At 70.1% G+C, this 19,101-nt stretch carries 21 protein-coding genes; 7 read left to right on the top strand and 14 right to left on the bottom strand.

The features are described from left to right. Positions 1–211 precede the first annotated feature (211 nt). Positions 212–1,048, bottom strand: coding sequence for an LOG family protein (locus QM789_RS02880; RefSeq protein WP_420350456.1), 837 nt, complete (start codon positions 1,046–1,048; stop codon positions 212–214). 82 nt (positions 1,049–1,130) lie between these two features. Here QM789_RS02880 and dapD point away from each other — a divergent pair, with 82 nt between their 5' ends. The 5 genes from dapD to QM789_RS02855 all read left to right on the top strand — a co-directional run bounded on the left by dapD (position 1,131) and on the right by QM789_RS02855 (position 4,504). Further along, positions 1,131–1,958, top strand: a complete 828-nt coding sequence (gene dapD, locus QM789_RS02875; protein WP_420350455.1) for a 2,3,4,5-tetrahydropyridine-2,6-dicarboxylate N-succinyltransferase — start codon at positions 1,131–1,133, stop codon at positions 1,956–1,958. Between the two features lie 64 nt (positions 1,959–2,022). Further along, the gene (locus tag QM789_RS02870; protein ID WP_420350454.1) at positions 2,023–2,268 is read left to right on the top strand and encodes a GlsB/YeaQ/YmgE family stress response membrane protein; all 246 of its coding nucleotides are present in this window, start codon (positions 2,023–2,025) and stop codon (positions 2,266–2,268) included. 33 nt (positions 2,269–2,301) lie between these two features. After that, positions 2,302–2,640 (top strand): hypothetical protein, encoded by a 339-nt coding sequence (locus QM789_RS02865; RefSeq protein ID WP_420350453.1) that lies wholly within the window; start codon positions 2,302–2,304, stop codon positions 2,638–2,640. A gap of 59 nt (positions 2,641–2,699) precedes the next feature. Then, positions 2,700–3,962 carry a lytic murein transglycosylase gene (locus tag QM789_RS02860; protein WP_420350452.1) on the top strand — a complete coding sequence of 421 codons (1,263 nt, stop codon included), beginning with the start codon at positions 2,700–2,702 and terminating at the stop codon, positions 3,960–3,962. Then, complete coding sequence (locus QM789_RS02855; RefSeq protein ID WP_420350451.1) at positions 3,962–4,504, top strand: DUF4202 domain-containing protein; 543 nt, start codon at positions 3,962–3,964, stop codon at positions 4,502–4,504. Before QM789_RS02860 ends, QM789_RS02855 begins: the two co-directional genes overlap by 1 nt. Before the next feature lie 27 nt (positions 4,505–4,531). Here QM789_RS02855 and QM789_RS02850 read toward each other — a convergent pair whose 3' ends face one another. After that, positions 4,532–5,614 carry a TRAP transporter substrate-binding protein gene (locus tag QM789_RS02850; protein ID WP_420350450.1) on the bottom strand — a complete coding sequence of 361 codons (1,083 nt, stop codon included), beginning with the start codon at positions 5,612–5,614 and terminating at the stop codon, positions 4,532–4,534. Positions 5,615–5,756: 142 nt separating this feature from the next. Between QM789_RS02850 and cobF the strand changes: the two genes are divergently transcribed. After that, complete coding sequence (gene cobF, locus QM789_RS02845; RefSeq protein ID WP_420350748.1) at positions 5,757–6,494, top strand: precorrin-6A synthase (deacetylating); 738 nt, start codon at positions 5,757–5,759, stop codon at positions 6,492–6,494. On the opposite strand, the gene cobA is transcribed toward cobF, so the two are convergent. Genes cobA through cbiE form a run of 5 tightly spaced genes read right to left on the bottom strand, consistent with a single transcriptional unit; the run spans position 6,473 to position 10,716 of the window. Further along, positions 6,473–7,189, bottom strand: a complete 717-nt coding sequence (gene cobA / locus QM789_RS02840) for a uroporphyrinogen-III C-methyltransferase (RefSeq protein ID WP_420350449.1) — start codon at positions 7,187–7,189, stop codon at positions 6,473–6,475. The two genes, cobF and cobA, sit on opposite strands and share 22 nt — an antisense overlap. After that, the gene (locus tag QM789_RS02835; protein WP_420350448.1) at positions 7,186–8,457 is read right to left on the bottom strand and encodes a cobyrinate a,c-diamide synthase; all 1,272 of its coding nucleotides are present in this window, start codon (positions 8,455–8,457) and stop codon (positions 7,186–7,188) included. Before QM789_RS02835 ends, cobA begins: the two co-directional genes overlap by 4 nt. Beyond that, positions 8,454–9,218: a precorrin-4 C(11)-methyltransferase gene (gene cobM / locus QM789_RS02830; protein WP_420350447.1), complete on the bottom strand. Its 765-nt coding sequence runs from the start codon at positions 9,216–9,218 to the stop codon at positions 8,454–8,456. Before cobM ends, QM789_RS02835 begins: the two co-directional genes overlap by 4 nt. Beyond that, positions 9,215–9,583 carry a cobalamin biosynthesis protein gene (locus QM789_RS02825; RefSeq protein ID WP_420350446.1) on the bottom strand — a complete coding sequence of 123 codons (369 nt, stop codon included), beginning with the start codon at positions 9,581–9,583 and terminating at the stop codon, positions 9,215–9,217. The genes cobM and QM789_RS02825 overlap by 4 nt, the downstream gene beginning before the upstream one ends. Next, positions 9,565–10,716, bottom strand: a complete 1,152-nt coding sequence (cbiE, locus tag QM789_RS02820) for a precorrin-6y C5,15-methyltransferase (decarboxylating) subunit CbiE (protein WP_420350445.1) — start codon at positions 10,714–10,716, stop codon at positions 9,565–9,567. The genes QM789_RS02825 and cbiE overlap by 19 nt, the downstream gene beginning before the upstream one ends. Between cbiE and QM789_RS02815 the strand changes: the two genes are divergently transcribed. Then, entirely contained in the window at positions 10,715–11,449 is a 735-nt protein-coding gene (locus QM789_RS02815) for a cobalt-precorrin-6A reductase (RefSeq protein ID WP_420350444.1), read from the top strand. The genes cbiE and QM789_RS02815 overlap by 2 nt on opposite strands. On the opposite strand, the gene cobJ is transcribed toward QM789_RS02815, so the two are convergent. The 7 genes from cobJ to QM789_RS02780 are packed head-to-tail and all read right to left on the bottom strand — an operon-like array spanning position 11,428 to position 19,086. Next, positions 11,428–12,159 (bottom strand): precorrin-3B C(17)-methyltransferase, encoded by a 732-nt coding sequence (cobJ, locus tag QM789_RS02810; RefSeq protein WP_420350443.1) that lies wholly within the window; start codon positions 12,157–12,159, stop codon positions 11,428–11,430. The two genes, QM789_RS02815 and cobJ, sit on opposite strands and share 22 nt — an antisense overlap. Further along, positions 12,156–12,860 (bottom strand): precorrin-2 C(20)-methyltransferase, encoded by a 705-nt coding sequence (gene cobI / locus QM789_RS02805; RefSeq protein WP_420350442.1) that lies wholly within the window; start codon positions 12,858–12,860, stop codon positions 12,156–12,158. The genes cobJ and cobI overlap by 4 nt, the downstream gene beginning before the upstream one ends. Beyond that, positions 12,860–13,489: a precorrin-8X methylmutase gene (locus QM789_RS02800; RefSeq protein ID WP_420350441.1), complete on the bottom strand. Its 630-nt coding sequence runs from the start codon at positions 13,487–13,489 to the stop codon at positions 12,860–12,862. Before QM789_RS02800 ends, cobI begins: the two co-directional genes overlap by 1 nt. Beyond that, positions 13,473–14,582, bottom strand: a complete 1,110-nt coding sequence (locus QM789_RS02795) for a hypothetical protein (protein ID WP_420350440.1) — start codon at positions 14,580–14,582, stop codon at positions 13,473–13,475. The genes QM789_RS02800 and QM789_RS02795 overlap by 17 nt, the downstream gene beginning before the upstream one ends. After that, positions 14,579–17,728, bottom strand: a complete 3,150-nt coding sequence (gene cobN, locus QM789_RS02790) for a cobaltochelatase subunit CobN (protein ID WP_420350439.1) — start codon at positions 17,726–17,728, stop codon at positions 14,579–14,581. The genes QM789_RS02795 and cobN overlap by 4 nt, the downstream gene beginning before the upstream one ends. Beyond that, positions 17,728–18,735 (bottom strand): cobalamin biosynthesis protein CobW, encoded by a 1,008-nt coding sequence (gene cobW, locus QM789_RS02785; RefSeq protein ID WP_420350438.1) that lies wholly within the window; start codon positions 18,733–18,735, stop codon positions 17,728–17,730. Before cobW ends, cobN begins: the two co-directional genes overlap by 1 nt. Continuing rightward, positions 18,736–19,086 carry a DUF1636 family protein gene (locus QM789_RS02780; protein ID WP_420350437.1) on the bottom strand — a complete coding sequence of 117 codons (351 nt, stop codon included), beginning with the start codon at positions 19,084–19,086 and terminating at the stop codon, positions 18,736–18,738. It abuts the gene before it with no gap. Between the last annotated feature and the right edge of the window lie 15 nt (positions 19,087–19,101).

Below are 19,101 nucleotides of genomic sequence, written 5' to 3'. Positions count from 1 at the left end.
TGTTCCCCGGCGCAGGTATTCCGCGAAAGTTTTGCGGTATTCATCCTGATCTATAATATACATTTCAACCCAGACTGGATCATGAGTGATCATATGAGGCTGTCCAGATTTATTTAGCGGGCGGTTCTCATGCGGCAGTCATCTTCCACGCACGGATGATACGTGAATTCGCGACATTCCTCGCCCGGTGTGATGTGGCGGAAAGGGCCGTTCAGGCGCAGCCTGAATAATCCCAGCGGTCGATGATTTCCAGCGCCTCGGCGGCGGTTTCGACGAAGGAGACCAGCTTCAGGTCGTCGGCATGGATCGTGCCCGCCTCGACCAGCAGATCCCAGTTCACCACATTCTTCCAGAAGTCGGTGCCGAACAGGATGAAGGGGATCCGCTGCATCCGCTTCGTCTGGATCAGGGTCAGCGCCTCGAACATCTCGTCGAGCGTACCGAAGCCGCCCGGGAAGACCGTCACCGCCCGCGCGCGCATCAGGAAGTGCATCTTGCGCAGCGCGAAATAGTGGAAGTTGAACGACAGGTCGGGCGTGACATAGGCATTCGGCGCCTGTTCATGCGGCAGCAGGATGTTCAGCCCGATCGACTGCCCGCCCGCCTCATGCGCGCCGCGGTTCCCGGCCTCCATCACGCCCGGGCCGCCGCCGGTGCAGATCACCATGTGCCGGCCATAGGTCTGCATCGAACGGTTGGTGACCTCGCGCGCGAAGCGGCGGGCCTCGTCGTAATAGCGCGTCAGTTCGCCCAGCATCGGCGTCCGGGCGCTCTCCCTGGCCTCCGGTCGCGGGATCCGGGCGCCGCCGAACATCACCACGGTCGATTCGATGCCGCGCTCGTCCAGGACCATCTGCGGCTTCAGCAGTTCCAGTTGCAGCCGCACCGGGCGCAATTCGGCCCGCATCATGAAATCCTCGTCGATGAAGGCCAGCCGGTAGGCGGGTGAGCGGCTCTGCGGCGTGTCGGGCACGCGGTTCGCCGCCTGTGCATCCTCGATCGAATCGCGGAATGTATGGGTGCGTTTTTCCTCGCCGATGCCGTCCATGACCGTCCTGCTCGTTGCGCCGAAGCCTTTCTCCACCTATAGCGGGGTCAAAGTTAAAGCCATATCAAAACCGGAGGCCACCATGCCGAATGCCGCGCTTGAATCCGCCATTGAGGCGGCCTGGGAAACCCGTGACACCATCACCCCCGCGAGCCGGGGCGTCAGCCGCGATGCGATCGAGGAAACGCTCGACGGGCTCGACAAGGGCCTGATCCGCGTCGCCGAAAAGCAGGCCGACGGCAATTGGCACGTCAACCAATGGGCGAAGAAGGCCGTTCTGCTCGGCTTCCGGCTGAAGGATATGGAGGTCCAGGAGGGCGGGCCGCAGGGCTCCGGCTGGTGGGACAAGGTTGACAGCAAGTTCAAGGGCTGGGGCGCCGCCGAGTGGAAGGCCGCGGGCTTCCGCGCGGTGCCGAACTGCGTCGTGCGGCGCTCGGCCTATATCGCGAAGGGCGTGGTGCTGATGCCCAGCTTCGTCAACCTCGGCGCCCATGTCGACGAGGGCACGATGGTCGACACCTGGGCCACGGTGGGATCCTGCGCGCAGATCGGCAAGGGCGTGCATCTGTCGGGCGGCGTCGGCATCGGCGGCGTGCTGGAGCCGGTGCAGGCCGGGCCGGTGATCATCGAGGACAACTGCTTCATCGGCGCGCGGTCCGAGGTGGTCGAGGGCGTGATCGTGCGCGAGGGCTCGGTCCTCGGCATGGGCGTGTTCCTGGGACAATCGACCAAGATCGTCGATCGCGAAACCGGCGAAATCTTCTACGGCGAAGTGCCGCCCTATTCGGTCGTCGTCGCGGGTTCGATGCCGTCGAAGAACGGCGTCAGCCTGTATTGCGCGGTGATCGTGAAGCGGGTGGATGCGAAGACCCGCTCGAAGACCGGCATCAACGAATTGCTGCGCGACTGATCCCGCGTCCGGAACCTGAGCCGCCTTCCGGCGTTGAGCCGGAAGCGGCAACGGAGGAAGTGTCATGGGATTGGGTATCATCGCGTCGATCATCGTGGGCGGGCTGGCGGGCTGGATCGGCTCGCGCATCATGGGGGCCAGCACCGGCATCTTCATGAATGTCATTCTGGGCATCGTGGGTGCGATCATCGCCAATGCGATCCTGGGGGTTCTGGGGATCTATGCGGCGAATGCCTGGCTGCCGCAGCTGATCGTCGGCGTGATCGGGGCAATTGTGCTCATCGCCGCCGGGCGCGCGATAAAACGCTGATCCGGGCGGGTATCCGCCATACAGGAGGTCATGTTGACCGAGACGGAAAAGACGAAACGCCCGCAGCAGGTCTATACCCTGCTGATCGAGGTGGGCCGCAAGGCGGATGACGGCCTGCCCAAGGGCGCGACCGGGGCGGGCATCCTGTGCTTCGCCTCGGGCGTGGACGAGGCCGAGGCTGTGCGCGAGACGGTGGCGATCCTGAAACAGGCCGATCTGGCGCCGCTCGACGTGACCGGCTACGGCACGCTCGCCGAACGCGAACAGGTGGGCGACGAAATCGGCGCGGAGGAACGCGCCCTGATGCAGCGCGCGCTGGACGAGAATTCCGTGATCGTCGTGCAGATGACCCCGTTCTTCGACAAGCCCTGAGGGAATTGCACCGCCCGCCCGGCCTGCTAGACTGTCGCAAAACAGTGAGCGAGGCGGGCATGAAACGCGCAACACATCTGGGCACCCTGACTTTGGTCGCCTTCACCGGGCTTTCCGCCTGTTCGGGGCCGATGGAACGCTATGCCGCGCCCTCGGGCGGCGTGATGGCCGACGAAATCCCGGTGGCCGACAGCGCGCATGAGCGCGGGTTGCAGAACTGGCTGGTGGGGTTCAAGCCGCGCGCCATGGCGGCGGGGATCAGCGAACGCACCTGGCAACGCTCCGTCGCGATCATCCGTTACAACCCGAAGGTGATCGAGCGCGACCGCTATCAGGCCGAATTCACCAAGCCGGTCTGGGAGTATCTGGACAGCGCCGTCTCCGACAGCCGGATCGAGAATGGCCGCGCGATGCTGGCGCAGCACCGCGACCTGCTCAACGCGATCGAAGCGCGTTACGGCGTGGACAAGGAAGTCGTCGTCGCCGTCTGGGGCATGGAATCGAACTATGGCAAGAACCGGGGCAAGACGCTGATCCTGCCCGCGCTGGCGACGCTGGCCTATGACGGGCGGCGCGGCGCCTTCTTCCAGCAACAGTTCCTCGACGCGATGAAGATCATCCAGGCGGGCGATACCGATCCGATGCACCTGACCGGATCCTGGGCGGGGGCGATGGGGCATACGCAGTTCATCCCGTCCTCCTACCTGTCCTTCGCGGTCGATTTCACCGGCGACGGCAAGCGCGACATCTGGTCCGACAATCCGGCCGATGCGCTGGCCTCCACGGCGGCCTATCTGGCGCGGTCGGGCTGGACGCGCGGCCAGCCCTGGGGGGTGGAGGTCACGCTGCCCGCGGGCTTCAACTACGGGCTGGGTGGCAAGAAGGTGAAGAAGACCCCCGCCGAATGGGCCGCGCTTGGCGTGCGTGGGGTGAATGGCGCGGTGCCGAACTATGGCCCGGCGTCGATCCTTCTGCCCGCCGGGTCGAAGGGTCCGGCGATCATGATCTTCGGCAATTTCGCTGCGATCTCGCGCTACAACGCCGCCAATTCCTATGTGATGGGGGTGGGGCTGCTGTCCGACCGGCTGAAGGGCAGGGGCGGGCTGGTCGCCCCCTGGCCGCGCGATGGCCGGGCGCTGAGCAGCAACGAAAAGCAGGAGCTGCAACAGCGGCTCACCGCGCTCGGCTATGACACGCAGGGCACGGATGGCATGATCGGCCAGAACACGATCGACGCGCTGGTCGCCTGGCAGCGGGCGAACGGGATGGCGCCCGACGGTTACGCGACGATCGCCGTGCTGGAACGGCTGCGGAGGGGGTGATGGCGCGTCTCGATACGGTCCTTGCCGCGATCAATGCCGCCAATGCCGCCGACCCGAAGCAGGAGGCCCTGCTTTACGGTCAGCGGATGACGGCGGAACTGGACCGCCTGTTCCCCGATGCGGACGAAACCCTCCGCATCGCCGCGCGGGGCCAGCATGTCGAACGCTGGCTTCTGCCGCGCAGCGATTATCCCGAAGGCCGGATCGGTTATCTTGAGTGGCGCCGCGAACAGGGCCGCCGCCATGCCGCGCGGATTGCGGGCATGATGCGCGATGCGGGCTATGACGAGGCTGCGGCAGATCAGACCGGGCGGATGCTGCGCAAGGAGGGGCTGAAGCGCGATCCGCAGGTGCAGGCGCTGGAGGACGTGATCTGTTTCGTCTTCCTCAAGCATTACTTCGCCCCCTTCGCGCAGACCCAGACGCCGGAGGCGTTGCAGGCGATCGTCGAAAAGACCGCCCGCAAGATGTCCCCCGAAGGCCGCGCCCGGGTGCTGCGCGAATTCGACCTGCCCGCGCCCTTCGCGGCGGCGTTCATGTGAAAAGGCCCCGGCGAACCGGGGCCTTTCTCATTGCGCGTGCGACGAGGTGATCGCGTCGAACGGCAGTTCCGCGAACCGGAACCAGACCTGTTCCTTTTGCCAATAGGGCAGCCACTGGTCATAGAACTTCTTGAAATCCGGGTTGCTGGCCGCGATTTCGGCGTAATAGGCGCGCGATTCGTTGAACGCCGCTTCCAGCACGTCCTGCGGGAAGTTGCGCAGCTGCGCCCCGTTCGCCGCCAGCCGATACAGCGCATCCGGGTTGCGCGCATCGTATTTCGCCAGCGAATGCGACATGGTTTCGGACGAGGCGCATTCCAGCGCCGCCTGATAGGACTTCGGCAGTTCGTTCCACTTGTCGAGGTTGACGATGAAGGTCACGTTCGCCGTGCCTTCCCACCAGCCGGGCGCATAGTAATAGGGCGCGACCTTGTTGAAACCGAGCTTTTCATCGTCATAGGGGCCGGAGAATTCCACCGCGTCGATCGTGCCCTTTTCCAGCGCGGCATAGATGTCGCCGCCGGCGATCTGCTGCGGGATCACGCCCAGCCGGGACATGATGTTGCCGCCGAGCCCGGCGATCCGCATCTTCAGCCCCTTCAGGTCTTCGACCGAGTTGATTTCCTTGCGGAACCAGCCGCCCATCTGCGCGCCGGTATTGCCCGCCGGGATCGCATGGACGTTGTATTGCTTCATGAACTCCGAAACCAGCTCGCGCCCGCCGCCGTAATACAGCCAGCTGATGTGCTGGCGCGTGTTCAGCCCGAAGGGCAGCGCGGTGTCGAAGGCGAAGGCCGGGTTCTTGCCGACATAGAAGCTCGACAGCGTGTGCGAACATTCCACCGTGCCGTTCTGCACCGCATCCAGCGCCTGGAACCCCGGCACGAGCTCGCCCGGCGCAAAGGTCTGGATCTGGAAATTCCCGTCCGTCAGTTCGGCGATCCGGGTCGAAAGCTGCGTCGAGATGCCGAACAGGGTCTCAAGGCTCTTCGGATAGCTCGACGTCAGCCGCCAGGAGATCTTCGGATTGGTCTGGGCGATGGCCGGGGCGGCGACGGTGGTCGCGGCGGCGACGAAACCGGCGCCCTTGATGAAGGAACGTCTGCGCATCTGTTGTCCTCCTCACAGTGCTTCGGTCTGATTAGCCCGGCGCATGCCGGGTTTCCAACGCAAAATCCGCGCGGGCGGTGAATTTGGTTTCCTTCGGCGCGGCTTCCTGCTTTGACGGGGGAAACCTTGGCGAAACGGGGGCATCATGGATCTGGTCCTGATCGGCATTGGCACCGGCAATCCCGAACATCTGACGCTTCAGGCAATCCGGGCGATCAACCGCGCCGATGTGGTGCTGATCCCGCGCAAGGGCGGCAAGGGGGATCTGGCCGATCTGCGCCGCGCGATCTGTGCCGAGGTGATCACCGGCCCGACCCGGATCGTCGAATTCGACATGCCGGTGCGCGATCCGGCGAACCCGGATTACCTCTCGCGTGTGAGCGACTGGCACGACGAGATCGCCCGCCGCTGGGCCGCCGCGATTCCGCAGGGCGCGGGGCGGGTGGCGTTGCTGGTCTGGGGCGACCCGGCGCTTTACGACAGCACGCTGCGGATCGCCGAACGCCTCCGGGCGCGGGTGGAGGTCATTCCGGGGCTGATGTCGCCGCAGGTTCTGACGGCGGCGCATGGCATTCCGCTGAACGAAGTGGGCGCGCCGTTTCTGGTCACCACCGGGCGGCGGCTGCGCGAGGGCTGGCCCGAGGGGGTCGATACGCTGGTGGTCATGCTCGACGGTGAATGTTCGTTTCAGGGCCTGCCGCCCGAGGGCGTCACGATCTGGTGGGGGGCCTATGTCGGCATGGCGGAGCAGATCCTCGACCACGGGCCGCTCGCCGAGGCCGGGCCGCGCATCGTCGCCCGCCGGGCGGCGGCGCGGGCGGCGCATGGCTGGATCATGGACATCTACCTGCTGCGCCGTCACCCGGCCAGCGCGCCGTAAAGGATCAGCGTCGGCGCCGGATCGGGCGCGGCATCCGCCAGCCGCGCGGCCAGCCCCGCCACCGTATCGCGCTCTGTGATCTGTGCGGGGGTCGAAACCCCTTGCGCCAGCAGGGCGGGCGTTTCGGGCGGCAGCCCCGCCGCGATCAGCCGCGCGGCCAGCCCGGCGAAGGTGCCCCGCGCCATGAAGACCGCCGTCACCGCGTTCGGATCCGCCAGCGCGGCCCAGTTCAGCCCTTCGGGAAGGGCGCCCGTCACGTCATGGCCGGTGACGAACTGCACCCGCCGCGCGACGCCCCGCCGGGTCAGCGGGATCCCCGCCGCCGCCGTCGCCGCGGTGGCCGAGGTCACGCCCGGCACGATCTCGAACGTCACGCCCGCCGCACGCAGCGCGGTGATTTCCTCCTCCAGCCGCCCGAACAGCCCGGCATCGCCCGATTTCAGCCGCACCACCCGCGCCCCGGTGGCGGCGAAATCGGCCAGCAGCCGGCTGACATGCGCCTGCCGGGGCGAGGCCCGCCCCGCGCGCTTGCCCACCGAAATCAGTTCGGCCTGCGGGCAGAGGTCGAGGATCGGCCCGGCGGAGAGGTCGTCATACAGCACTACCTCCGCCGTCCGCAGCCGCTCCGCCGCGCGCAGGGTCAGAAGCTCCGGATCGCCGGGCCCGGAGGAAACGAAACTGACGAAGCCGCTCATGGCACCTCCGCGATCAGGTGGAAGAAGGTGCCGCTGACCCGGCCGCGCCGCGATCCGGTTTCGGGGACCGGCACGTCTTCGGCATCGGTGACGCGGGCGAGCGGCGCGTCGGGCTGGGCGAGGATGGTGGAATAGTGGAATTCGTGCCCGCGCAGCCGGGTGCCATCGGGCCGCTCCGCCAGCCGGTAGCCCAGATGCATCCGGCGCTTCTCGTAGCTGGTGACCAGCCCGAGCAGCCCCGCCATCGGATGGCGGGTGCCCTCGGCATCGACCAGCGCTTCGCCCAGCACCATATAGCCGCCGCATTCGCCATGGATCGGGCCACGGAATCCCCGCAGCCCGTTCAGGAAACATTGCGCCGAAGCGATCCGCCCGGCGTGGAGTTCCGGATAGCCGCCGGGCAGCCAGCAGATGTCGGCCTCGGGTGGCGGCTCATCGGCCAAGGGCGAGAACGGCAGGATTTCCGCCCCCTGCGCCCGCCAGGCATCCAGCAGATGCGGATAGACGAAGGAAAACGCCGCGTCCCGCGCCAGGGCGATCCGCTGCCCGGGCGGGCGGGGCAGGGCTCCCGGGGCGGAGGCCGCTCGTCCCGCGACTGCCGCCGCTTTCAGCGCCGACAGGTCGACATGTGCCCGCAGGAACCCGGCGTATTGCGCCACCGCGGCCTCAAGATCCGGGTGTTCGACCGCCTGCACCAGGCCCAGATGCCGCTCCGCGATGGTCAGGTCGCCGCGCCGGGGCAGGGCGCCCAGAACCGGCAGGCCCACGGCCTCCATCCCCAGCCGGCACAGCCGTTCGTGCCGGGGCGAGGCGACGCGGTTCAGGATCACCCCCGCCACCTGCACATCGGCCCGGAACCGCGCCATGCCAAGCGCCAGCGCCGCCGCCGTCTGCGCCTGCCCCGATACGTCCAGCACCAGCACCACCGGCCAGCCGGTCAGCGCGGCGATGTCGGCGCTTGCGCCGGTGCCCGTGGCGCCCTTGACCGCCACGCCGTCGAACAGGCCCATCGACCCTTCGGCCAGCGCCATCTCTCCGCCGCGCGCGAGCTGTGTGCCCAGAACGCCGGGCGGCATTGCCCAGGTGTCGAGGTTGAAGCTCTCCCGCCCGCAGGCCGCGCGGTGGAACGCCGGGTCGATGTAATCCGGCCCGCATTTGTAGGGCTGCACCGCCACGCCATCCTCGGCCAGACAGCGCAGCAGGCCCAGCATCACCGTGGTCTTGCCCGCACCGGAGCGCGGCGCGGAGACGATCAGCCCGGGCGTCATGCCGTGGCCCCGCTCGGACGGAAGCGGCGGTCGTAATCCGGGGCGTAAAGGCGGCTTTCGTCGAACCCTTCGGCCGCCAGCGCCCGGCCCACCAGGATCAGTGCGGTGCGTTCCATCGTGTCGCCGACCCGCGCGGCGATATCGGCGAGCGTGCCGTGCACCACCCGCTCGTCGGGCCAGCTTGCGCGCCAGACCACCGCCACCGGGCAATCCGCGCCGTAATGCGCGGCCAGATCGTCCGCCACCTCCGCCAGCCGGTGGATCGACAGATGCACCGCCAGCGTCGCCCCCGTCGCGGCGAAGGCTGCGAGCCGCTCGCCCGCGGGCATCGGCGAGGCCCGCCCGCCCGTGCGCGTCAGCACCACGCTTTGCGCCACGCCCGGCAGGGTCAGTTCGGTCCCCAGCGTCGCGGCGGCGGCGGCGAAGCTCGGCACGCCCGGGGTCACGTCATAGGGGATGTTCAGCGCGCGCAGGCGGCGCAACTGCTCGCCCATCGCCGACCAGACCGACAGATCACCCGAATGCAGCCGCGCCACATCCTGCCCCCGCGCATGGGCCGCCGCGATTTCGGCGATGATCGCGTCGAGGTCCAGCGGCGCGGTGTTGACGATCCGGCAGCCGGGCGGGCAATGCGCCAGCACCGCCTCCGGGATCAGCGATCCGGCATAAAGGCAGACGGGCGAGGCGGCGATCAGGTCGCGCCCGCGCAGGGTGAGCAGGTCGGCGGCGCCGGGGCCTGCGCCGATGAAATGGACGGTCATTCGGGGTCTCCGGTAGCGATGGCGGCGGTTGCGAGGCGGTCGGCGGACACCGCGCGCGGGCCGAGCAGCCGCGCGCCGGGGATGGCGGCGAGCGCGCAGGCCTCGGCCACCGATCCGGTGCCGAAGGCCGCGCGGGCATGGCGGCTGTCGGTCAGGGTCGGGCGGTCCAGCGCCTCGGGCGGGATCGGCGTGACGGTATAGCCCAGCCGGGTCAGGCTGGCGATGGCCGGATGCCGGACCTTGGGCGCGGGCACGGCCAGATGGCGCAGCGCCGCCCCCCCGGCCCGCGCCAGCGCATCGAGGACCGAGGCCGGGGTTGCCGCCTCGCGCAGGCCGATCCCGGCGATCATCGGGTCACGCTCCATTGCACCACCGGAAAGCTCGCGCGCCAGCCGCGTTTGCGGCCCAGGGGCGCGGCCTCGGCCAGTTCGATCCGCATCAGCGTCCCGCCCCGGGCGCCGTGCCACGCGGCAAGCAGCGCCTCGGTCTCCAGCGTCACGGCATGGGCGACGAGCCGCGTGCCGGGCGCAAGCCGCCCCCATAGCGCCGTCAGCAGCGCATCATCGCAGCCGCCGCCGATGAAGACCGCATCGGGATCGGGCAGCGCCCCGATCAGATCCGCCGCACGCCCTTCGCGCAGGTCCAGCGCCACGCCAAGCCGCGCGGCATTCGCCCGGGCGCGGGCGGCGCGGGTGGGATCGGCCTCCACCCCCAGGGCGCGGTTGCGCGGATGCGACAGGCACCATTCGATGCCGATCGACCCCGACCCCGCGCCCAGATCCCACAGCATTTCCCCCGGCCTTGGCGCCAGCGCCGAGAGCGCCAGCGCCCGCACCGGGCGTTTGGTGATCTGCCCGTCATGGTCGAACAGCGTATCGGGCCGCCCCGAGGCGCAGGGCAGCGCCTGTGCCGCCGTCACCCGCAGCGCCACCGCCACCGGCGCCGCGATGTCGTCGCAGGGGTAGGGGCGGATCCGTTCGCGCGGCCCGCCCAGACGTTCCAGCACCGTGATCTCGGCCTGCGTATCGCCCAGCCAATCGGCCAGTTCCGCTACCGCCGCCCCATCGCGCAGGGTGAGGATCGCGCGCAGCCCCGGCGCCAGATGCGGGCGCAACCGGGCGAAGGGCGCGGCATGGAGACCAAGGCACAGCGTCTCCTCGATCCGCCAGCCCATCCGCGCCGCCGCCAGCGCAAAGACCGAAGGCGCCGGAAATGCCCGCCACTCTCCCGGCGCCAGATCCGCCGCCAGCGTGCCCCCCGCGCCATGCCAGAACGGATCGCCCGAGGCCAGCACCGCCACCTGCCGCCCGCGCAGCGCCAGCACCGGGGCGACCGAAAACGGCACCGGCCAGGGGCGCTTGTCCGGGTGATCGACCATCGCCAGATGGCGCGGCCCGCCAAAGACGACTTCGGCCCCGGACAGCGCATCGCGGCTTGCCTTTGACAGGCCGTCGGGGCCATCCTCGCCGATGCCGATGATCGAAAGCCATTCAGCCATGACGACCCTCATCCTTGGCGGCACGACCGAAGCCAGCCGCCTTGCCAGCGCGCTGGCCGAAGCGGGCCTGCCCGCCGTGCTGTCCTATGCCGGGCGGACCGAAAGCCCGCGCGCGCAGCCGGTGCCGGTCCGGATCGGCGGCTTTGGCGGGGTGGGGGGGCTTGCGGCTTATCTGCGGCACGCAGGGATCCGCCGCGTGGTGGATGCGACCCATCCCTTTGCCGCGCAGATCAGCCGCAATGCCGTGGCCGCCTGTGCCCTTGCGGGGGTGCCGCTGATCGCCCTCGAACGCCCGGCGTGGGAGGCGCGCGCCGGGGACCGCTGGACCCATGTGCCCGACATTGCCGCCGCCGTGGCCGCGCTGCATGGCCCGGCCGAGACCGTGTTCCTTGCCATCGGGCGGCAGCATCTGGCCGAATTCGCGGGCCTGCCGCATCGGTTCCTGCTGCGGCTGGTCGATCCGCCGCAGGCCCTGCCGCTCGCCGATGCGGTGGTGGAAGTCGCGCGCGGGCCGTTCGACGTGGCGGGGGACCGCGCCCTGATGCAGCGCCATGGCGTGGGGCGGATCGTCGCCAAGAACGCGGGCGGCGCGGGGGCGGAGGCGAAGCTGATCGCGGCGCGCGACCTCGGCCTGCCGGTGATCCTGATCGACCGTCCCGCACTGCCGGAACGGCGGGTGGTGGCGACGGTGGCCGAGGTCATGGGCTGGCTTCATGCCGACCTCGGCGTATAGGTGAACCGTCCCACCTGCCGGGTGCGCGACGAGCCGACGATCACCACGGTGCGCATGTCGGCCATGTCCTCGGTCACCTCGGACAGCGGCAGGATGCGCAGCGCCTGTTCCGGGGTGGATACCGCGCGGGCAAAGATCATCAGCCGCCCGGGCTCGCAGCACGCCCGCAGCACCTCCAGCACGCGGCCAAAGCCTTCGGGCCGGGCGCGCGAGCGCGGGTTGTAGAAGGCCATCGCGAAATCGGCTTCCGCCGCCAGCCGCACCCGGCGCAGCACGGTGTCGAGCGGCTTGAGATTGTCCGACAGGTTGATCGCGCAGAAATCATGGCCAAGCGGCGCGCCCGCCGCCGCCGCCGCCGCCAGCATCGCGGTAATGCCGGGCAGCACGCGAATATCGAGCCCGTGCCATTCGGGGCAGGGTTCCAGCGCCTCGAACACCGCCGAGGCCATGGCGAACACCCCCGGATCGCCCGAAGATACCACCACCACGCGGCGCCCTTCCGCCACCATGCGCAGGGCATCGCGCGCGCGGTCGAGCTCCACCCGGTTGTCGGAGGGATGCAGCGTCAGGCCCGGGCGCGGCGCGATCCGCGCGACATAGGGGATATAGCCCACGACATCGGTGGCCTCCGCCAGCGCGGCCTGCACCTCGGGCGTTATCAGCGCATCGGCCCCCGGGCCAAGGCCCGCCACCGCCAGCCAGCCGCTCATGGCCGCCGCCCCCGGCCATGGACCAGCGCGATCGAGAAATAGGGCGCCTCGGTCACCTCGGCCAGCCGCCGCACCCGTTCGCCGGGCATCGTGCCATGTTCCACCAGCCAGGCGTCATCCAGCCGCCCCGCCTGTTCCAGCGCCGCGCGCAGGCGCGGCAGGTTGCGGCCGATCTTCATCACCACCAGCGCATCGGTGTCGGCGATCCGCCGGGCCAGTTCCGCCTGCGGCAGCGTCGCGGGCAGCACCGTCAGCACATCGTCGCCCCAGGTGATCGGCCGCCCCGTCGCCGTCCAGCATCCGACCATGCCGGGAATGCCGGGCACCACCTCGACCTGACCCTCGGGCAGGCGGGCATGCAGGTGCATGAAGGAGCCGTAGAAGAACGGATCGCCCTCGCACAGCACCACGACATCTTCGGGCGCCGTGGCCAGCCGCGCGGCCCAATGGTCGTAGAACGGCGCCAGCGCGGCATTATAGGCCGGATCGTCGAAGGGGATTTCGGTGGTGACCGGATATTCCATCGGCCATTCCTGCGCGTCTTCGGGGATCAGCCCCGCAACCATCCGCCGCGCCTGTCCGGGCCGCCCGGCCTTGCGGAAATAGGCGACGATCCGGGCACCGGCGAGCAGCCGATGCGCCTTCACGCTCATCAGGTCGGGATCGCCGGGGCCGAGGCCGATACAGATGACCTTCGCCATCATTCCCTCCGGCTGGCCAGCGCATTGACCGCCGCGACGGTGATTGCCGAGCCGCCCAGACGCCCCTCGACCACGCACCACGGCACCGGATTGTCGGCCATCAGCGCGGCCTTCGATTCCGCCGCGCCGATGAAGCCCACCGGGCAGCCGATGATTGCCGCCGGGCGCGGACAGGCGGGATCTTCGAGCATGTTCAGCAGGTGGAACAGCGCTGTGGGCGCATTGCCCACCGCCACCACCGCGCCCTGAAGATGCGGGCGCCAAAGCTCCACCGCCGCCGCCGAGCGGGTATCCCCCAGCATCGCCGCCAGCGCCGGAATGTCGGGCGCGTGGAGCGTGCAGATCACCGGGTTGTCGGCGGGCAGCCGCGCGCGGGTGATGCCTTCGGATACCATCCGCGCATCGCACAGGATCGGCGCGCCAGCCTCAAGCGCCGCGCGCGCCGCGATGGCGAAACCGGGGGCGAAGCGGATATGCGGTGCCAGATCGACCATCCCGCAGGCATGGATCATCCGCACCGCGACGGGCTCTTCCTCGGCAGTGAAGCGGGCGAGGTCGGCCTCGGCGCGGATCGTGGCGAAAGAGGCGCGGTAGATCGCGGCGCCGTCCTTTTCATAGAGGTGGGGCAAAGTGGCCTCGTATCAGGTCAGGAATGTCATCGGGCGTCAGGCCGGTCCGGACGGGTTGCGCCCCCGCCGGGCCAAAGGGGATCAGGCCGAACCTGCCCTGATGCCCGGTCAGCGTCAATGCCGGGCCGGGATGGGCGCAGCCCTTGGCGCAGCCGGAGATGTGCAGCTCCGCCCCCTCGGGCAGCAGGGGCGCCAGCCGCCGGGCCAGAGCGCGCGTTTCCACGCTGGCCGAAGCACAGCCCGGCGCGCCGGTGCAGGCATGGATGCGCAGCAGCGGATCGTCGCGCGCGATCAGCGTATCGGGCACCTCGGGCGTGCCTTCGACGATGACCGAGCGCCAGGGCGTAAGCCGCAGCGGCGCCACCGCGATCCGGTGCAGGTCCGCCGCCGCGATCTGCCCGAAGGGCAGCGCGAGGCACAGGCCGAAGGCGCAGGGGCCGGGGCCGATGGGCGCGCCGGGCAGGGGCGGGGTGGTCCCGTCGAGCGGCACCGTGCCGCTTGCGATCAGCCGCGCCATCCGGGTTTCCGCCCCGCGATGCGCCGCGAACCACTGCGCCAGCGCCACTGCCCGCGCGGGGGCCTCCGCCACCGTCACCGGCACGCCCAGGGCCATGCCATCGGCGCGCAGGATCAGCCCCCGCTCCGCCCGTTCGATCCGGATGTCGGCCGAAGCCGCGCCCAGCACCGCCCGCGCCCCGCTATCCACCGCAAAGCCGAATTTCGGCGGCAGGGCGGGGGCATCGGCCAGCGCCTCCTCCAGCGCGGCGACAAGGGCCAGCGTCTCATCCGCCGCATGGATCGGCGTCGTCAGGATATTGCGCCGGGCCTCGGCCCCGGCGTCCTTGTCCAGAAGGCCCAGATCCGCCAGCGCCGCGTGCAGCGCGGGCAGGGCACCTTCGCGCACCCCGCGCAGTTGCAGATGCGCGCGGGTGCCAAGGTCGATCAGCCCGTTGCCATGCGCGCGCGACAGATCGGCCAGCGCGCGCGCCTGTTGCGCCGTCAGCCGCCCGGCGTGGGGGCGGATGCGGAGGACCAGCCCGTCGCCGCTCATCATCGGGCGCAGCGCGCCGGGGCACCAGCCGCGCACCGTCATCGCACACCTGCCGCGCGGGAATTGGACAGCGCCACCCAATAGCCCGCCTGCGCGAGCGCGGCGAAGCGCGCCTCCATCGCCGCCAGCGCGCCGGGGTTTTCGCGGGCCAGGAAGTCGCGCAGCTCCGGATTGCCCAGCGTGGCGTCGTGGTAAAGGTCGAACAGATGCGGCGGCACCACGCCCGCCAGATGCGCGAAGGCCGCCAGATGGTCGAGCGTCGCCGCGATTTCGGCCGCGCCGCGAAAGCCGTGCCGCATCATCCCGGCAAGCCAGCCCGGATTGGCGGCGCGGGCGCGGGTCACGCGGGCGATCTCCTCGGGCAGGGTGCGGGCGCGGGGGGTGTCGGGGCGGGTGGCGTCCAGATGATAGAGCGTCGCCGACCCGCCCAGCCGCGCCATCGCGGCGGCGAAACCGGCCTCGTGTGCGGCGTAATCCTCGGCCAGCAGCAGGTCGGTTTCCGGCAGATCCTGCGTATGCACGAAGGTATCCGATGCCCGCAACCGCGCCTCCAGCGCATCGCGTGCGGGCGCCCCTCCGGCGGTATGGGCCGAAGCGGCGAGCCAGGCTTCGCCCGCGCGGATCCGGGCCTCGGGTGTCAGGGTGTCGGTCTCGACGCCCAGCCCGTAGCTGCCGGGCGCGGGGGCAAAGACGCGCGGCCCGGGGGCGGCGGCATAGGGGTTCATGTCGGGCTCGTCGCGGGCGGCAAGCGCCTCTGCCCCGGTCTCGAACAGGGTGGCCAGCCCGGGGAAAATGTCGCGAAACAGCCCCGAAACCCGCAGCGTCACCGCGATCCGCGGCCGGTCGAGCAGCGCGAGCGGGATTACCTCGAACCCGGTCACGCGCTCGGCCTCCCACAGCGGCGCAAGGCCCGCCAGATGCAGCGCCATCGCGAATTCCTCGCCCGCCGTGCGCATCGTGGCCGAACCCCAGAGGTTCACCACGATCCCGCGCGGATAATCGCCGTGGTCCTGAAGATGGCGGCGGATCAGCTCCTCGGCGAGCTTCACCCCCTGCGCATGGGCGGCGCGCGAGGGCACGGCGCGCGGATCGGTGCCGTAAAGGTTCCGCCCCGTCGGCAGCACATCCACCCGGCCCCGGAACGGCGACCCCGAAGGCCCCGCCGCGATCCGCCGCCCGGAAAGCGCCTCGATCAGCGCGGCGCTTTCCCCCGGCGCATCGTGGCCCCAGACATGCAGCCCGTCGCCATACTGGCTTTCCTTCAGGTCGCAAACGAAACGGTCGATCCGGGGGATCGCCTCGGCGGGGGAGGCGGTCTCGGGCAGGCCGAGGTCATCCTCGACCCCCGCCGCGCGGGCCTCCGCCCGGATCGCGGCAATCAGCCGGTCGCGCCGCGCCGGGTCCAGCCCGTCGGCGGTCGAATATTCGTCCAGCATCCGTTCCAGCCGCACCAGCCCCTCGGGCAGGGCCGATGTGGCGAGCGGCGGCGGCAGATGGCCCAGCGTCACCGCGCCAAGCCGTCGCCGCGCCTGCGCCGCCTCGCCCGGATCGTTGACGATGAACGGATAGATCACCGGCAGATCGCCGCTCAGTGCCTCGGGCCAGCAGTCCGCCGACAGCGCCACCGCCTTGCCCGGCAGCCATTCCAGCGTGCCATGCGCGCCGATATGCACGAGGGCATCCGCCTGCCCCCGCAGCCAGAGGTAGAAGGCCGCATAGGCATGGCAGGGCACGCGCGACATGTCGTGATATTCGCCGTCGCGGTCGGGCGCCGCGCTGCGTTCGGGTTGCAGCGCGATCAGCGCCGCGCCGCGCCGGGTGACGGCAAAGCGGAAATAGCCATCGGGCGGGGCGGCGGGGCCATGCACGGCGTCGATCTGCATGCGCAGATGGGCGGGCAGGGCATCCAGATAGGCCCCGAGCGGCCATTCGGCATAGTCCTGCGCCAGCGCCTGTTCGAGCGGCGCGCCCGCGCGGATGGGGTAGCCCGCCCGCGCCATGTCAGACAGCATCGCCTCCGCCGAGGCCATCGCGTCGAGCCCCACCGCATGCGCCATCCGATACGCCTTGCCCGGATAGGTCGAGAGCACCAGCGCCACGCGTTTCTCTGCATTGGGCCGGGTCAGCCGGTGCCAGGCCCGGACCCGGCGCACCGTGGCGGCGATCCGCTCCGGATCCGGCCAGTGGATCGGGCGGGCGAATTGCAGGTCCGGATCGCGGGGGGAGTTCTCCTTGAACGACACCACCCCGGCGCCGATCCGGCCATCGACTTCCGGCAGCGCGATGTGCATCGCGAGATCGGCGGGCGAAAGGCCGCGCTCCGCCCCGGCCCAGGCGGCGCGGTCCGAGGTGGCGTGGATCACCTGAAACACCGGCACGCCGGGGGCGTCGAGCGGCGATCCGCCCTCGGTCCGGGCGGAGAAGGCGGTGGCATTGACGATGGCGGCGGGGGCAAGCCGCAGCAGTTCCGCCCGCAGCCATTCGGCCGCGGCGGGCTCCTTCAGGCTGGGCACCCATGCGCCGAGGGCACGCCAGCCTTCGGCCTCGAAGGCGCGGATCAGCGCGGCGATGGGCGCAGTATCGGCGGCGGCAAGCCAGGCGCGGTAGAACGGGATCACCACCAGCGGGCCTTCGCCGCGCGGCGTGTCGGGGTGCCACAGGCCGAAGGGCCGCAGCACCTTCGACCCCGGCACCGGCCCGGCATAGAGCCCCGCCGCCAGCGCAAGCTGCGCCAGCGCGCCCTGTGCCGCCACCGCGCCGCCCGCCTCGCACAGAACCGACAGCCGCCGCAGCGTCGCCACCGGCAGGGTCGATGCCGCATCGAGCGCCGGATCCGGCCGCCCATCGGCGGGCAGAAGGGCGAGCGCGATGCCCTTTTCCCGCGCGATGCGGGCGACCTGCTCCACCCCATAGGCCCAATACCCCGCCCCGCCGATCAGCCGGATCAGGATGCCCTTCGCGCCCGCCAAGGTGCGCTCGACATAGGTATCGACCGAGAGCGGATGCGCCAGCTCCGCGAGGTTCGCCAGCCGCAGCGCAGGCAGCCCGCCGCGATGCCACCCCGCCGCGAAAGCCCCCAGATCGCTGTCCGAAAACGACAGCACCACGAGATCCGCGGGCGCCTGCCCGAGGTCGCGCGGCGTGGCGGATTCCTCCAGCCCGTGGCTTTCGCGGAACAGGACGTGCATCAGGAGAGCGCCGCCTCCACCGCCTTGCGGTCGAGGTCGCCCTTCTGAGCGATCACCACCAGCCGCGAGGCGCGCGGCTGCGCCCCCCAGGGGCGGTCGAACTGATGCCGGACGCGGGGGCCGACGGCCTGAATCAGCAGCCGCATCGGCTTTCCGGTCACCGCGACATGGCCCTTGACCCGCAGGATACCCTGCGTGCCAAGTGCGGCGATCTTCGCCACCAGCGCCTCCGGGTCGTTTTGTTCGGGCAGGTCGATCACCACGGTGTCGAAATCGTCATGGTCATGGTCGGGCGCCCCGTCGTGATGCGAGGGGCGCGCATCCAGCCCGTCCTCCGCCGCCGCGCCAAGGCCCAGAACCACCCGCGCGTCGATGATACCCTCGCTCAGCGGCAGCATCGGCAGCGGGCGGGGGGCTTCGGCGGCGATGATCTGCTTCGCGGCCTTGATCCCCTCCGGCCCGGCCAGATCGGCCTTCGACAGCAGAACAAGGTCGGCACAGGCGATCTGATCCTCGAACACCTCGGAAAGGGGCGTTTCATGGTCCGGCTCGGCGCCCGGATGCGCCGGATCGGGGGCAAAGGTGCCCGCGGCCACCGCCTCGGCATCGGCCACGGCAACCACCCCGTCGATGGTGATGCGCGAGCGCAGATCCGGCCAGTCGAATGCCTTCAGCAGCGGTTTGGGCAGCGCAAGGCCCGAGGTCTCGATCACGATATGGTCGGGGCGCGGCTCCATCGCCATCAGGCGCTCGATCGCGGGGATGAATTCATCGGCCACGGTGCAGCAGATGCAGCCGTTCGTCAGCTCAAGGATATTCGCCTCCGGGCAGTTCGCATCGGCACATTCGCGGATCAGGTCGCCATCGACGCCGACATCGCCGAATTCATTGACCAGAACGGCCAGCCGCCGCCCGTCAGGGTTCTGCAACAGATGCCGGATCAGCGTGGTCTTCCCGGCGCCAAGAAAGCCGGTGATGATGGTGACAGGGGTTTTTTCAAGCGACATTCAGGCCTCCAGTGGCGGAATACGGGCGATGGTGTTCTTGCGGATCACCTCGGGGCGGCTGCGCCAGGGCACGATGCCATCGGGCGCCCGGGCGTAATCCGTGGCATAGGCGAGCAGGTCGGGAATATCGCGCTCCGGGTCCAGCCCACCCTGCACATAGGTGAATTTCCCCGGCGCGCAGAGCGCCACCGCGCAGCCGCGCGCACAGGCCGACAGACAGGCCTGTTGCCGGTGCGGCACGCCCTGCGCCGTCAGCGCATCGGACAGCCGCGCGCCATCGCGGGGCGCGGCCGGGTCGGCGCCGGGCAGGCGGCAGGTGGTGCAGACCACGAGCGTAACGGTTCCGGGCATCGGCCCCTCCCTTTG

Origin of the sequence: Paenirhodobacter sp. (assembly GCF_047600745.1) — a bacterium.
Lineage (GTDB): Bacteria > Pseudomonadota > Alphaproteobacteria > Rhodobacterales > Rhodobacteraceae > Rhodobacter.
The sequence above is the reverse complement of the archived record's forward strand: the minus strand, read 5'-3'. Positions and strand labels throughout refer to the sequence as shown.

What these genes read in the sequence shown, in the direction of transcription:
- QM789_RS02795 (WP_420350440.1), bottom strand. Translation starts at nt 14,582, where the DNA reads ATGACGGTGCGCGGCTGGTGCCCCGGCGCGCTGCGCCCGATGATGAGC.
- dapD (WP_420350455.1), top strand. Translation starts at nt 1,131, where the DNA reads ATGCCGAATGCCGCGCTTGAATCCGCCATTGAGGCGGCCTGGGAAACC.
- QM789_RS02815 (WP_420350444.1), top strand. Translation starts at nt 10,715, where the DNA reads ATGACGACCCTCATCCTTGGCGGCACGACCGAAGCCAGCCGCCTTGCC.
- cobM (WP_420350447.1), bottom strand. Translation starts at nt 9,218, where the DNA reads ATGACCGTCCATTTCATCGGCGCAGGCCCCGGCGCCGCCGACCTGCTC.
- QM789_RS02850 (WP_420350450.1), bottom strand. Translation starts at nt 5,614, where the DNA reads ATGCGCAGACGTTCCTTCATCAAGGGCGCCGGTTTCGTCGCCGCCGCG.
- cobN (WP_420350439.1), bottom strand. Translation starts at nt 17,728, where the DNA reads ATGCACGTCCTGTTCCGCGAAAGCCACGGGCTGGAGGAATCCGCCACG.
- cobA (WP_420350449.1), bottom strand. Translation starts at nt 7,189, where the DNA reads ATGAGCGGCTTCGTCAGTTTCGTTTCCTCCGGGCCCGGCGATCCGGAG.
- QM789_RS02860 (WP_420350452.1), top strand. Translation starts at nt 2,700, where the DNA reads ATGAAACGCGCAACACATCTGGGCACCCTGACTTTGGTCGCCTTCACC.
- QM789_RS02870 (WP_420350454.1), top strand. Translation starts at nt 2,023, where the DNA reads ATGGGATTGGGTATCATCGCGTCGATCATCGTGGGCGGGCTGGCGGGC.
- cobI (WP_420350442.1), bottom strand. Translation starts at nt 12,860, where the DNA reads ATGGCGAAGGTCATCTGTATCGGCCTCGGCCCCGGCGATCCCGACCTG.
- QM789_RS02880 (WP_420350456.1), bottom strand. Translation starts at nt 1,048, where the DNA reads ATGGACGGCATCGGCGAGGAAAAACGCACCCATACATTCCGCGATTCG.
- QM789_RS02835 (WP_420350448.1), bottom strand. Translation starts at nt 8,457, where the DNA reads ATGACGCCCGGGCTGATCGTCTCCGCGCCGCGCTCCGGTGCGGGCAAG.
- QM789_RS02825 (WP_420350446.1), bottom strand. Translation starts at nt 9,583, where the DNA reads ATGGAGCGTGACCCGATGATCGCCGGGATCGGCCTGCGCGAGGCGGCA.
- QM789_RS02855 (WP_420350451.1), top strand. Translation starts at nt 3,962, where the DNA reads ATGGCGCGTCTCGATACGGTCCTTGCCGCGATCAATGCCGCCAATGCC.
- QM789_RS02780 (WP_420350437.1), bottom strand. Translation starts at nt 19,086, where the DNA reads ATGCCCGGAACCGTTACGCTCGTGGTCTGCACCACCTGCCGCCTGCCC.
- cbiE (WP_420350445.1), bottom strand. Translation starts at nt 10,716, where the DNA reads ATGGCTGAATGGCTTTCGATCATCGGCATCGGCGAGGATGGCCCCGAC.
- cobJ (WP_420350443.1), bottom strand. Translation starts at nt 12,159, where the DNA reads ATGAGCGGCTGGCTGGCGGTGGCGGGCCTTGGCCCGGGGGCCGATGCG.
- cobW (WP_420350438.1), bottom strand. Translation starts at nt 18,735, where the DNA reads ATGTCGCTTGAAAAAACCCCTGTCACCATCATCACCGGCTTTCTTGGC.